Annotated in this window: 12 protein-coding genes, 1 tRNA gene and 1 other RNA gene; 11 read left to right on the top strand and 3 right to left on the bottom strand. The window is 40.4% G+C overall.

Going from position 1 to position 12,802, the window contains the following annotated elements; genetic code table 11:
- Positions 1 to 69: 69 nt before the first annotated feature.
- From HMPREF1195_RS07715 to HMPREF1195_RS07710, 3 genes are all read right to left on the bottom strand, one after another.
- A tRNA-Lys gene (locus HMPREF1195_RS07715) sits at positions 70 to 142 on the bottom strand.
- 5 nt (positions 143 to 147) lie between these two features.
- Positions 148 to 340: non-coding RNA, 6S RNA (gene ssrS, locus HMPREF1195_RS10785), on the bottom strand.
- A gap of 66 nt (positions 341 to 406) precedes the next feature.
- On the bottom strand, positions 407 to 1,678 hold the full coding sequence (locus tag HMPREF1195_RS07710; protein WP_003013609.1) for a replication-associated recombination protein A: 1,272 nt from the start codon (positions 1,676 to 1,678) through the stop codon (positions 407 to 409).
- Between the two features lie 114 nt (positions 1,679 to 1,792).
- Here HMPREF1195_RS07710 and HMPREF1195_RS07705 point away from each other — a divergent pair, with 114 nt between their 5' ends.
- The 11 genes from HMPREF1195_RS07705 (at position 1,793) to HMPREF1195_RS07655 (ending at position 12,744) form a co-directional block, all read left to right on the top strand.
- A complete protein-coding gene (locus HMPREF1195_RS07705) occupies positions 1,793 to 2,263 on the top strand; it encodes a DUF3013 family protein (RefSeq protein WP_003014200.1) in 471 nt (156 codons plus the stop codon).
- A gap of 50 nt (positions 2,264 to 2,313) precedes the next feature.
- Positions 2,314 to 4,629: a P-loop NTPase family protein gene (locus HMPREF1195_RS07700; RefSeq protein ID WP_023919608.1), complete on the top strand. Its 2,316-nt coding sequence runs from the start codon at positions 2,314 to 2,316 to the stop codon at positions 4,627 to 4,629.
- 254 nt (positions 4,630 to 4,883) lie between these two features.
- Entirely contained in the window at positions 4,884 to 5,315 is a 432-nt protein-coding gene (locus HMPREF1195_RS07695) for an NUDIX hydrolase (protein WP_023919606.1), read from the top strand.
- Positions 5,312 to 6,208, top strand: coding sequence for a GIY-YIG nuclease family protein (locus HMPREF1195_RS07690; RefSeq protein WP_023919605.1), 897 nt, complete (start codon positions 5,312 to 5,314; stop codon positions 6,206 to 6,208). The genes HMPREF1195_RS07695 and HMPREF1195_RS07690 overlap by 4 nt, the downstream gene beginning before the upstream one ends.
- Positions 6,209 to 6,218: 10 nt before the next feature.
- On the top strand, positions 6,219 to 7,169 hold the full coding sequence (gene prmA / locus HMPREF1195_RS07685) for a 50S ribosomal protein L11 methyltransferase (RefSeq protein ID WP_023919603.1): 951 nt from the start codon (positions 6,219 to 6,221) through the stop codon (positions 7,167 to 7,169).
- 1 nt (position 7,170) lies between these two features.
- Positions 7,171 to 7,914, top strand: a complete 744-nt coding sequence (locus HMPREF1195_RS07680; RefSeq protein ID WP_023919601.1) for a 16S rRNA (uracil(1498)-N(3))-methyltransferase — start codon at positions 7,171 to 7,173, stop codon at positions 7,912 to 7,914.
- Positions 7,915 to 8,056: 142 nt separating this feature from the next.
- Positions 8,057 to 8,449, top strand: coding sequence for a DUF1310 family protein (locus tag HMPREF1195_RS07675; protein ID WP_021154325.1), 393 nt, complete (start codon positions 8,057 to 8,059; stop codon positions 8,447 to 8,449).
- Positions 8,450 to 8,451: 2 nt separating this feature from the next.
- Complete coding sequence (locus tag HMPREF1195_RS07670) at positions 8,452 to 9,768, top strand: hypothetical protein (RefSeq protein WP_023919600.1); 1,317 nt, start codon at positions 8,452 to 8,454, stop codon at positions 9,766 to 9,768.
- 3 nt (positions 9,769 to 9,771) lie between these two features.
- Positions 9,772 to 10,161: a hypothetical protein gene (locus HMPREF1195_RS07665; protein WP_023919598.1), complete on the top strand. Its 390-nt coding sequence runs from the start codon at positions 9,772 to 9,774 to the stop codon at positions 10,159 to 10,161.
- On the top strand, positions 10,148 to 10,441 hold the full coding sequence (locus HMPREF1195_RS07660) for a hypothetical protein (RefSeq protein WP_023919596.1): 294 nt from the start codon (positions 10,148 to 10,150) through the stop codon (positions 10,439 to 10,441). Before HMPREF1195_RS07665 ends, HMPREF1195_RS07660 begins: the two co-directional genes overlap by 14 nt.
- Positions 10,442 to 10,524: 83 nt before the next feature.
- Positions 10,525 to 12,744, top strand: coding sequence for a RelA/SpoT family protein (locus HMPREF1195_RS07655; RefSeq protein ID WP_023919595.1), 2,220 nt, complete (start codon positions 10,525 to 10,527; stop codon positions 12,742 to 12,744).
- The last annotated feature ends 58 nt before the right edge of the window (positions 12,745 to 12,802 follow it).

The following is a 12,802-nucleotide window of genomic DNA, read 5'->3' as shown; positions in this document are numbered from 1 at the left end:
GATGGGGCAAATCAGTTATAGACAAGCAAAAAAGCCTTATAAATCAAGGCTTTTTCCTGTTGATTTAGATGCCCCCTACAGGGCTCGAACCTGTGACCCATAGATTAAGAGTCTACTGCTCTACCAACTGAGCTAAGGAGGCAAATATAAAAAGCTGTATTGGTGCCGAAACTTCACGATTTGTATTGAACCCGCGCAATTAAGCAGGTGGGCAACTCGCTCTGACTTAGCTGCTTCCGCGTGAAACGGCCTGCATACTGCCAGAAGTCTTTTGTTTCCCTAATAATACAAAAAATAGTCGGTCAACACTTAAGTGTGAAGTCGTACACCACAGCGTTTCTATATGTATATGATACCACATTTTGAAAATATTTCAAGGGAAAATCTCAATTTTTTGAAACCGATGTCACTTTTTCTTAAATTGATCAATCTTCTCCTTGGTGGCTCCGAGAGCACGCTCGTACTTGCCGTTTTCATTGGGAATAAAGTAGGAAGCGTGTTTGAGCTTATCTGGCAGGTAGTCCTGATTGACCCAGTTGCCAGGGTAGTTGTGAGGGTATTTATAGTTTTGCGCATTTCCCAGTTCCTTGCTTCCAGCATAATGGCCATCGCGGAGGTGGCGAGGAATGGGAAGGTTGCCAGAACTTCTAAGGTCAGCCAGCGCCTTATCCATCGCGACGTAGGCTGAGTTGGATTTAGGTGAAAGGGCTAGATCGATGACGATGTTGGCGATGAGAATGCGGGCCTCAGGAAAGCCGATGCGCTCAGCTGCCTGAAGGGCTGTTACGGTATGAATCTGCGCATCTGGATTGGCTAGGCCGATATCCTCATAGGCGATGACGGTCAAGCGACGAGCGAGGCTGGGTAGATCTCCGGCTTCGATCAAACGAGCGGCATAGTGGAGACTAGCATCGACATCCGAACCACGGATAGATTTTTGCAGGGCAGAGAGCACATCGTAGTGGCCGTCTCCATCTTTGTCCATGGTGATGTAGCTACGCTGGAGGCTGTTTTCCATGATCTCTAGTGTAATATGGCGGATCCCTTCTGCATTTTCAGAGGTCGACAGCACAGCCAGATCGAGAGAATTAAAGGCAGAGCGAAGATCTCCATTGGTTGAGGTAGCGATGAAATCCAAAGCGTCCTCATCGAGCACGACTGGAAAGTCAAAGCCACGCTCGGGATCATCCAGCGCCGTTTTTAGAGCTTGCTTGACCTCCTCTGTCGTCAACGGTTCCAGCTCAAAGATTTGTACGCGGCTACGAATAGCGGGTGTGACAGAGAAAAAGGGATTTTCAGTTGTTGCACCGATCATGATGACCAGACCACTTTCGAGCAAAGGCAGGAGAAAATCTTGTTTGGTTTTATCGAGGCGATGGATTTCGTCCAAGAGCAGGACCAAGCCACCAGAAAATTTGGCCTCCTCTGCGATTTCTTGTAGGCGTTTTTTACTGTCAACCGTTGCATTAAAGGTCCGAAAAGCATACTTGGTCGTTCCTGCGATCGCAGAAGCAATACTGGTCTTTCCGATCCCCGGAGGTCCATAGAGAATCATAGAGGACAGACGATTGGCTTCGACCATGCGGCGAATGATTTTGCCTTCTCCGACCAGGTGCTGTTGACCGATGACTTGATCGATCGTTCGTGGTCGCATACGGAGTGCGAGATTGTCGGGCATTTCCTTCTCCTTTCTAGCTTTGTCTCCTTTCAAAGAGGCGTTTTTTATGGTAAGATTGTAGTAACTATTGTATCATATTCCGCTCTAAGAGTGGGAAATTAGAAAGAGGACGCTATGTCTAAATACGGATTTTTGGATGTTTTAGAAGAGGAGATGGACAAGGTTTTTCCCTTTGATTTTGAGATCAATTGGGATAAGAAAAACCACGCGGTAGAAGTGGCTTTTCTCTTGGAAGCGCAAAACACAGGAGGGGTTGCACTAGTTGATGAAGCTGGCGAAGAGTCTGATGAGGATATCTTCTTTGAAGAAGCTGTTATCTTCTACAATCCAGCCAAGTCTCATGTGGAAGAAGATGCCTATTTAACAGCGATTCCTTATGAGCCTAAAAAAGGCTTGTCTCGTGAGTTTCTAGCCTATTTTGCGACTTTCCTCCGAGATACAGCCGAGCTGGCCTTGGATGAGCTCATGGATTTCTTAGCAGACGAAGAAGCAGAGAGCTTTGAGATCGTCTGGAACCAAGAAGTTTTTGAAGAAGGCAAAGTCGGCCTAGAAGAAAGCACCTTTTACCCTTACCCGAGGTATTAGAAAGAAGACAAGCTTGATTTGAGTAAATGTAATGTAAAGAGAGGTAAATCTTGACAGCGGAAAAAAAATATATTGGTGCTTATAGCCGAGATGTTAGAGACTATTTTTCATTGTTGCCTACAGAACGAGAAATAGTAGAGCAGTTGCAGGCTATATACAGAGAAGAGAAAGGGCTTTTTGTCTTATGTGGTAACAGAGGGTCAGGAAAATCAAGTCTTAAAAATATTTCTTTGGAATTTGATAGAAAGTATAGTGGTGATAAAGATGACAAAGAAATTCTTGTAGTGAATGTGTCTTTTTTCAGTGGTAATAAAGATTTTCATAGAGAAATTTTAATGCAAATTCCTAATGCTATTTCCAAAAGAATGGAGGATATTGAAGACTATCTTGATGGTTTTATTAACGATGATAGAGGGTTTTATCCAACTCTAGAATTTAATGTTGAGAAAAAGACAAAAGAATACAATTGGTTAGAACAAAATCAAATTAGAAAAAAATTTTCAACAATTCATAAAAAGTTGAAAAAAATTGAGGAAAAAGAAAATACTTCAAATATTCATAATTTATGTAACAAGTTATTAAATAAAACCAGCGATGTAGAGGAACAATTTAAGATTTTAAATAAACAACATGGATTTCAAAAAAATAGCTGGTTTTCTTTTGAAAACAATCGAGTAGATATTTCAACTTTTCGTAAAAACATTGACGAACTGTATCAAAAGGTTGAGTATTTTGAAATAAAAGCGGATGAGCTGAAAAAATTAGAGGAAATCTTGCGTATTTCTCAACAACAACTGCAATATTTTGATATAGAAATAACAAATACAAAAAGATATTTAGAATCAACTACTTCAGATATATCAGCCGATTCATCTATTGATTTAAGTGCTGGTATAGGAGTAATAAAAACGGGATTACAATTAAGAGGGAAAAATTCTTCAAGCAACAATGAAGAATTGTCTCGGGAGTTAAAAAGTATTGTTACTGAGGAATTAAAAGAGCGTCAGCTACTACGACTTTTAAAAAACATGTCTGCATACTTTAATATTACTTTTTCTATAGATGAGTTAGATAAATGTAACACAGCTACAATTATTGATATGATTGATAAAAATAAAAGGTTATTTTTTGATTGTAATGTTTCGACATTGCTAATTACAGATATATCCACTGCAATATCTTTATTGGAAAAATCAGATTATATTTCTGAACCTAATATCATTGTTGTCCCTGACTTAGGTATTTTGGATTATATTCACAGGATTAATAATAAAGGGCTACCCCTAAGTTATAATTTTATTACTATTCTAGATTCCTATTTTGTGAATAGAATGAATAATAGGGAGTTAAATTATGGTAGAAAATATGAGGGAAGTACTTATTTTTCCAAGGGATTTGAACTTTACAAGTTTATGAATTCTACTCTTTATAAAGGTATAAATGAACTTTATAGACCGATGATATTGAAATTTTATTGGGAGTTAATTGACTTACTGGATTTTGTCGGGGAATTATCTAAAGAAGAATATGAACAGTTTGAGAATAGTTTTTTTAATAATAATGACTTGCATTCTTTAAAAATTAAGTTTATTCTGCATAAAATAATAGAGCAATTAACGACACAATCTTTTGATTACTCTTTTATTCTAAAAGATGATCGAAGCCAGTCTAGACAGACTGAAGTATTGGGAGAGTTTAATAAAAATGAATCCCATATTCGCAATTTTTTGCGACAGCTAGCTTTAAAACCAACGATACTTTCAGATGAGACTGCTTTTTTAAAAATAAATCATATAGATTCTCAAACTGAGGAATTTTACTACTTTGACATAGAATTCTCAGATTATCTAAGTAAATTGGGTATTGATGATGAAAAGTTTAAAAATATCTTATTGCAACTATCCGAGCCAGGAAAAAAAGGTTTATCTGATGGAAGAACTTATCGTTTTGCAACGGAGTTTTATGACCCTTCTCAAGGAGTTGATGATGCACGAGAAATTGTAAGGAGAGAGAATGTAGTTGGTGTCATTTTATTCTATCCTTATGACCATTCAGAGAGTGCTGATCCAAATCATCAGCCACTACAAAATGGAATTATTGTAACGGTAAATGATTTTGATGAAACTATATTATATCCATATCTGGGTTATATTGGTTTACATTCTCACAAACCGTATTATCTAACAGAGTTTAAAAAAGAATTAGAGAACCAAGATATTCCAATTCATGAAATAAAAGACGATGAGTTATGGGAAGCTTGTTTTGAAAAAGATAATAAAGAACTTAAAGATAAGATTTTTGAAGTGTGTAAAAAAGAAATAAAAAGTTGGCTCTATGAAATGAAAAATAGTAGAATCAATAGATAAAAAAATGGGCTAGACAAACAATTAATCTGAATAGTAAGTTTAGGAAATTGCAAGAGAAGTGTTCCACCTTCTTCACAATATATAGCAACCTCAATACTAAAAAATTTTAGTCAAATGAAAATTTGCTCTAAACTAAAAGGCTATTCAGCTTGCCAAACAAAAAAAGAATAACAGTAGAATGTTATGGGGCAGTATACGCTATTATTAAAACTGGTTAATAGAACTGGAAAGAAAATTAACCGAAGGAGTCTGATATGGAAATAGAAATTTCTGATTTTACAGGCTGTAAGATTGCTTTGTTTTGTGGGGATAAGATTCTAACCATCTTGCGCGATGATAAAGAAACGATTCCCTATCCTAATATGTGGGACTTGCCAGGTGGTGGTCGGGAAGGAAATGAGACACCTTTTGAGTGTGTGGCGCGTGAGGTTTATGAGGAACTGAACATCCAACTGTCTAAAGATGACGTCATCTGGTCTGGGATCTATCCTGGCATCTTGGATGAGAAGAAACAGTTCGTTTTTCTAGTTGGCAATCTAGCCCAAGAAGATTTTGATCGCATTGACTTTGGAGACGAGGGACAGGGCTATAAGTTAGTGAGCTTTGAAGAGTTTTTAATTTCAGATCGGGTTGTGCCTCAATTGCAAGAACGAGTGAGAGAATATGTGGAGAAGAAATTAGGATGAAGCGTAGTAAAAATATCAACATGTTTCTCATGGATGGAGAAGTTACTGGGATAATTAAATGTACCTTGTCAAATTGGACAGGGGTGATTTATAAAATTCCTCGAATTCAATTGGCTGATTTGAAATCTCGTGACGAAATGAAACAAAGTGGGATTTATTTCCTATTTGGTCGTAATGAGGATAAGCAAAAGGATGTTACCTACATCGGGCAGGCGACGAATCGCAAAAATGGTGAAGGTGTCCTTTTACGTGTTCAGGAACATACTCGTGATAACCATGCAGATTATTTTAATGATGTGATTATTTTGACGACGCAGAATATTTCCTTTGGTCCCACAGAAATTAGTTACTTGGAAAATAAATTTACACAACTAGCAAAGGACGCGGGGCGCTTTATTGTCAAAAATGGGAATGAGCCCAATTCTGGGAATGTAACAGAAGAAAAGCAGTCTGAGTTGGATGAGGTTGTAGAAAATACTTTGATGATTGTAGGAACCTTAGGGTACCGAGTGTTTGTTCCTATGACCAAGAAAACAGATCAGAATGTTTCTAATGAAAATTCAACTCATCTCTATTTGAAGCGAAAAACAAAGAAATCAAATCGAATGATTGAAGCTATCTGCGAACAGACTTCGGAAGGTTTTGTTGTTTTAGAAGGCAGTCAAGTGGATGAGGTTGATTCACCCGCAATACCAGCAAGTCTAAAAGAATTGCGTAAGGAATTAATCAAATCAAATGTGATTAAAGATGGTGTTTTACAAGAAAAACAACTGTTCTCCAGTCCATCTTACGCAGCCGCTTTTGTACTAGGCATGAATACGAATGGTCGAACGGATTGGAAAAATAAGGACGGTAAGACTTTAAAAGAATTAGAAGAAACAATGGATTGTTAAGGAGAATCAAATGGAAACATGGCAAGAGTTAAAAGTTACAGTGAAGCGTGAGGGTGAGGAACTAGTCTCCAACCTCTTGATCGAGTTAGGCGCCCAAGGGGTAGCAATCGAAGACAGCATGGATTATGTGGGAAATGTCGACCGCTTTGGTGAGATTTTTCCTGATGTCGAGCAGCAGGAGGAAATCGTGGTGACGGCCTACTACCCGGAAACGGTTGATGTAGCAGCGGTTGAAGCGGACTTGCAGGCTCGCTTAGCAGAATTGACGGATTTTATGGATCTAGGAGAGGTCAAGATGGGGACGACTGCCTTGGCTGAGGAAGACTGGGCAGATAACTGGAAGAAATACTATGAACCAGCTCGTATCACTCATGACTTGACCATCGTGCCGTCATGGACAGACTATGAGGCAACGGCGGGAGAAAAGATTATCAAGCTGGATCCTGGTATGGCCTTTGGGACAGGAACCCACCCAACAACCAAGATGAGTCTCTTTGCATTGGAGCAGGTTCTTCGTGGTGGGGAAACGTTATTAGATGTAGGGACTGGATCCGGTGTCCTTTCCATTGCTAGCTCACTCCTAGGTGCCAAGGAAATCTTTGCTTATGACTTGGATGACGTAGCGGTTCGTGTCGCTCAGGAAAATATTGAACTCAACCCGGGCATGGAAAACATCCATGTTGCCCCAGGTGATTTGCTTAAGGGTGTGGAGATTGAAGCAGATGTTATCGTGGCCAATATTTTGGCGGATATCCTCATTCATCTGACGGATGACGCTTATCGCTTGGTCAAGGACGAAGGTTACCTGATCATGAGTGGCATTATCAAAGACAAATGGGACATGGTGCGTGAATCAGCTGAGTCGGCTGGATTTTTCCTTGAAACCCACATGATCCAAGGGGAATGGAATGCCTGCGTCTTCAAGAAGACCAAGGATGTCTCCGGTGTGATTGGAGGCTAGCATGCAGCAGTATTTTGTAAAAGGTTTGGCTAGCTCACCTGTCGCCATTGAGGACAAGGAAACCAGCAAGCACATGTTTCAGGTTATGCGCTTGAAAGAGGATGATGAGGTGACTTTAGTTTTTGATGATGGGATCAAGCGTTTGGCGCGCGTGGTCAATGTAGAAGCCCGTCAGTTGGAGCTAATCGAAGAATTAGTTGACAATGTGGAACTGCCAGTCCAAGTGACCATCGCATCAGGCTTTCCCAAGGGAGACAAGCTCGAGTTCATCACTCAGAAAGTAACCGAACTCGGTGCTAGCCAGATCTGGGCCTTCCCTGCAGACTGGTCCGTTGCCAAGTGGGACGGCAAGAAATTGGGTAAAAAGGTCGAGAAACTAGAAAAAATCGCCCTTGGAGCAGCCGAGCAAAGCAAGCGGAATTTGGTCCCAAGCATTACCCTTTTTGAGAAAAAGGCAGACTTTCTAGCCCAACTGGACCAGTTTGACTCTATCGTAGTGGCTTATGAAGAGTCAGCCAAAGAAGGAGAAGCCGCTGCGCTTATCCAAACAGTCTCGGGTCTTGAAAAAGGGGCAAAATTGCTCTTTATCTTTGGACCAGAGGGTGGCCTCTCCCCTGTAGAAATTGAAAGTCTTATAGCCAAAGGAGCAGTCCTTGCAGGCCTTGGACCTCGCATTCTCCGTGCAGAAACCGCACCACTCTATGCCCTCAGCGCCGTGAGTGTTGTTACAGAATTAATGAACTAACGAAGTGAAGAAATCGCTTCGTTATTTTTTTTTACAAAAATCTTCTATTTTCAAAAATTTTTACGAATTATTAAAGTAAGAGTAATAAATTTGAAAACTAAATAGTGTAAAGTGATACTACAGGAATTTATGGAGGATGAAAATGAAACCAAAAAGAAAAATCGGTCGTTATATATTTGGAGTGTTGCTATTAGGAGTGTTGCTATGGGGAGGTCTACTTGTAAAGAACCATCTTGATTTTCAACATGAAATGGTTCAGATCGTGCATAGTAAGGAAGTGGAAAAGTTGATAGAAGAAGAACTAAAGGCAACAGATCCAGATGCCTTGACGCCAAAAGGTAAGATCCAATCGTATGAAATTAATGATGAAACGATCGAACACAATCCAATGGGGGGGATAATGTTTGAAGTGACTATAAATGGAAATAAAGAGATAACTGGAAGTATGGGATTGAGGAAGAGTAGTGAAGATGGCCCGATTAGATCTGTAGGGATGTCTGAGTCTACAGAACTACAGAATCTAATAGGAGATTAAAAATGGTATTTAATGATGAACAAAAGAATGATATTGCATGGCAGGAATATACGAAATACAAAGTTGGAAATAAAGTAAAAATTGATACAGATAATAAGAAAAAAACAATAGGCTATGTTTCTGAAGTTTTTGGCCAGGCACCAGAAGAGGATATGGTTTCCTCTCTCGAAGACTTGAAAGCACGGTTTCAAGGAGCTCTATCTGGTTTAAATGGATATATTGTGACAGATAAAAAAATCACTCATGAAACCAGACCAGAAGATGTGCATGAAGTAACAATTTTGTTTGAGGGATCGGAAGCTAAATTTGATAAAAATTTCATGGGGGCTGTAGATGATTGGGTGCTCACCGATGCTCCAACTGCATTACAAATATCAATGGCCAAGAGACTTGGGATAAAAACCGGGAAAATTTCCCAGCTTGATGCGGCTTCGAAAGAAGTAAAAGCAGCAATGGATAGATATCCGAATGCGCGTTTCAAATTTTATGCCCATTCTTTAGGGGGCTTAAATCTCCAAGCTTCACTTGGATCTTTGGAAGATAAGTATTTAAACAGAGTGGATGAGGCTTATATATATGAAGCGCCTAACCTTTATCCACAGTTAAGTGATGCAGAAAAGAAACAGGTCGATAAGATTAAATATAAAATTTTTAATTTTATAGACAAGCGTGACTTGGTCACATGGGAACATTCTGAAGAGGGGAATGAAGGAGTTGTTGGAACACTTGTTCGAATTGACAGTAAGGATGCAGGCAATTTAGGAAAACAACATATGTGGGGTGGTTACGACTACAAGTCTGGCTACTTGAACGTCAAAGAAGAGGGTTTAGATGACTATCGGTTAGCTCGAATAAAGCAGACAAAAGAACAACTGCAGTTAAAGAAACAAGCATTGGAGACTTGGAAAAAGAGCGGACTTTCTGGAAGTGACCTTATTTTCATGGATACGACTCAGGCAATGGGAATAGTGGAGTCGCTGAAGGAGTTTACTCTCATTGCCTCTGATTATATTTTAGCTGTCTGTGATTTCCGTATTGCGGATATAAAAGGAACCTGGGAGACGTTATTAATTTCTTGCCGTTCAACTGTATTAGGGACCCGTTGCACAGAAAGTGATATTATAAGCGCACTTGCTCAAATTGGTGCAACAAAAGAAACGATTGAGACGAATCGCATCACAGAATTAGAAAAAATTAAAAAAGATACTCTAAAAATAAAAGAAAGTATTTTTAGTCTATCAACAGACATGGCGAAAGGAATTGCAACTGTAATAGGCACGGATGTTTCTCTAGCAAGCCAATTTCAATTGCAATGGTAAAGAATGGGTAACAAAGAGATTGAATACATTAATGCGATTAGAGAAGTAGAAGAAAAATGGAATGGTACTGAAGAAGAATTAAAAATGGAGATGAAAGAACTAGAGAAAAGAATGAATCATATCCATGATCAGTATTGTTTTACAAAACAAAGCATTGAAATGATGGAAGAGGAAGTAGGATATTTCTCTAAGACGATGGGTAATACGGAAATTTTATCGGATTATTATCGGGAATTATCAGATGTTTATGAAGAATTGAATGCAGAGCACTATCACGAACTAGCTCATATTGAGGAAGCGCATCAGTTAAAACAAAAAGAATTACAGGTAGCCTCTGAAAAATATGCGAATGAGATTGCAAAATTACGAAAGGAGATGTATGTCGAAAATTGATCTTACAAATGATTTAACATACGAAGATAAGCGTTTCATGGCAGCTCTTCTTAGTGTTAAATTTATGGGGGAAATAGCCTTAACAAAGGCAACTGTTGACCAAAAAAGCATTAAAAAAAGAATTTCATCTAGTATAACAGAACTTGAAAGTTCTCTAGATCAGGTTATTGGAACTATTGATTCGGATTTGGCTGGAAAATTTTCAAACTCTGTTAAAGAAGGGGTTGGAAGAAAAAAATTGGAGTTAAACGCTTTGCAAGAGTTTTGTAAGACAAAGTAGTATCCGTATATTAAAGTAGCTTCATTGGTTCCCATCTGCTTCTAAAAGTGTTAAAATAGTATCCAAGAAACTGGAGAAACTACATGCCGAAAGAAGAGAATTTAACAGGGGACCAAGTCGTTGCCCTTACAAAAAAATATTTATCACCTGAGGATGTTGCTTTTGTGCAAAAGGCTTTGGTCTATGCAGTTGATTGTCATAGTGGCCAATTCCGTCAGTCTGGCGAGCCTTATATCATTCACCCGATTCAAGTGGCAGGAATCCTTGCCAAGCTGAAACTGGATGCTGTGACGGTCGCCTGCGGCTTTTTGCATGATGTCGTGGAAGATACGGATGCGACTTTAGATGATTTAGAGCGCGAATTTGGTCATGATGTGCGCGTGATTGTCGATGGGGTGACCAAGCTCGGGAAGGTCAAGTACAAGTCCCATGAAGAGCAGTTGGCGGAAAACCATCGCAAGATGCTCATGGCCATGTCTCAAGATATTCGTGTCATTTTGGTCAAATTGGCAGACCGCTTGCATAATATGCGTACTCTGAAGCATTTGCGCAAGGATAAGCAAGAACGCATTTCGCGTGAGACCATGGAGATCTATGCACCACTAGCCCATCGTCTCGGGATTTCCAGCGTCAAGTGGGAATTGGAAGATCTATCCTTCCGTTATCTCAATGAAGTCGAATTCTACAAGATTTCCCATATGATGAAGGAGAAACGTCGCGAGCGAGAAGAGTTGGTCGAAGAGGTTGTCCACAAGATCGAGACCTATGCTGGGGAACGTCATTTGCATGGGAAAATTTATGGTCGACCAAAGCATATCTATTCGATCTATCGCAAAATGCAGGATAAAAAGAAACGCTTTGATGAAATCTATGATTTGATCGCCATCCGCTGCATCCTAGATACTCCAAGTGATGTTTATGCTATGCTAGGCTACATCCATGAGCTCTGGAAGCCAATGCCGGGGCGTTTTAAGGACTATATTGCCAACCGGAAGGCCAATGGCTATCAGTCTATCCATACGACTGTATACGGCCCTAAGGGACCGATTGAATTCCAGATCCGAACCAAGGAAATGCACGAGGTTGCCGAATACGGGGTTGCGGCTCACTGGGCCTATAAAAAAGGAATCAAGGGTCAAGTCAACAGCAAGGAATCGGCTATTGGGATGAACTGGATCAAGGAGATGATGGAACTCCAGGACCAGTCAGGCGATGCTAAAGAATTTGTTGAAAATGTAAAAGAAGACATCCTGGCAGAAGAGATTTACGTCTTCACTCCAGACGGAACCGTGCGCTCGCTTCCCAAAGATTCCGGACCGATCGATTTTGCCTATGAGATCCACACCAAGGTTGGGGAAAAAGCGATTGGTGCCAAGGTCAACGGCCGGATGGTGCCCCTCAATACCAAACTTCGGACGGGAGATCAGGTGGAGATTATCACCAATGCCAATTCCTTTGGTCCGAGTCGTGACTGGTTGACCCTTGTTAAAACTAGCAAGGCGCGCAACAAGATCCGTCAATTCTTTAAAAATCAAGACAAGGAATTGTCTATTAACCGTGGCCGTGACCTCTTGATGGCCCAATTCCACGAGCATGACTTGGTAGCCAATAAGTTCATGGATAAAAAGCACATGGACAAAGTGCTACAAAAATCAAGCTATAAGACAGAAGAAGCCTTGTTTGCGGCGATTGGTTTTGGAGAGATTGGGGCTATTACCATCTTTAACCGCTTGACGGAGGATGAACGCCGAGAAGAAGAGCGGGCTAAGGCGCGTGCGGAAGCTGAAGAGCTGGTCAAAGGTGGCGAGGTCAAGGTTGAAAATAAAAAAGATACCTTGAAGGTCCGTCATGAAGGTGGCGTGGTTATCCAAGGCGCTTCTGGCCTCTTGATTCGGATTGCAAAGTGCTGTAACCCAGTTCCAGGTGATGAAATCGTCGGCTACATTACCAAAGGGCGCGGTGTTGCGATTCACCGCAGAGACTGTATGAATCTTCGCGCTCAAGACAACTACGAGCAACGCTTGATTGATGTAGAATGGGAAGATAACAACACGACCAAAGACTATATCGCCCACATCGATATTTACGGACTCAACCGTGCCGGACTTCTTAACGATGTACTCCAAGTCCTCTCCAATACAGCTAAGATGATCTCAACTGTCAATGCCCAACCAACCAAAGACATGAAATTTGCCAATATCCACATTTCCTTTGGGATTCCGAACCTATCGATGTTGACAACGGTTGTGGATAAGATTAAGAGTGTGCCGGAGGTATACTCTGTTAAGCGTACTAACGGCTAAACGGCTGCTCAGTTATCTTTTATGGCTTCGCTAGCTCGCCTCGCCGTACTTCAGTACT

It is taken from the genome of Streptococcus parasanguinis CC87K (assembly GCF_000507765.1).
GTDB classification, from domain to species: Bacteria; Bacillota; Bacilli; order Lactobacillales; family Streptococcaceae; genus Streptococcus; species Streptococcus parasanguinis_J.
This window is presented reverse-complemented; position numbering and strand designations above follow the sequence as displayed.

Excerpts from the sequence above, each read along its gene's own strand:
- HMPREF1195_RS07710 (WP_003013609.1), bottom strand. The coding sequence starts at position 1,678 with ATGCCCGACAATCTCGCACTCCGTATGCGACCACGAACGATCGATCAA.
- HMPREF1195_RS07705 (WP_003014200.1), top strand. The coding sequence starts at position 1,793 with ATGTCTAAATACGGATTTTTGGATGTTTTAGAAGAGGAGATGGACAAG.
- HMPREF1195_RS07695 (WP_023919606.1), top strand. The coding sequence starts at position 4,884 with ATGGAAATAGAAATTTCTGATTTTACAGGCTGTAAGATTGCTTTGTTT.
- HMPREF1195_RS07690 (WP_023919605.1), top strand. The coding sequence starts at position 5,312 with ATGAAGCGTAGTAAAAATATCAACATGTTTCTCATGGATGGAGAAGTT.
- prmA (WP_023919603.1), top strand. The coding sequence starts at position 6,219 with ATGGAAACATGGCAAGAGTTAAAAGTTACAGTGAAGCGTGAGGGTGAG.
- HMPREF1195_RS07680 (WP_023919601.1), top strand. The coding sequence starts at position 7,171 with ATGCAGCAGTATTTTGTAAAAGGTTTGGCTAGCTCACCTGTCGCCATT.
- HMPREF1195_RS07675 (WP_021154325.1), top strand. The coding sequence starts at position 8,057 with ATGAAACCAAAAAGAAAAATCGGTCGTTATATATTTGGAGTGTTGCTA.
- HMPREF1195_RS07670 (WP_023919600.1), top strand. The coding sequence starts at position 8,452 with ATGGTATTTAATGATGAACAAAAGAATGATATTGCATGGCAGGAATAT.
- HMPREF1195_RS07665 (WP_023919598.1), top strand. The coding sequence starts at position 9,772 with ATGGGTAACAAAGAGATTGAATACATTAATGCGATTAGAGAAGTAGAA.
- HMPREF1195_RS07660 (WP_023919596.1), top strand. The coding sequence starts at position 10,148 with ATGTCGAAAATTGATCTTACAAATGATTTAACATACGAAGATAAGCGT.
- HMPREF1195_RS07655 (WP_023919595.1), top strand. The coding sequence starts at position 10,525 with ATGCCGAAAGAAGAGAATTTAACAGGGGACCAAGTCGTTGCCCTTACA.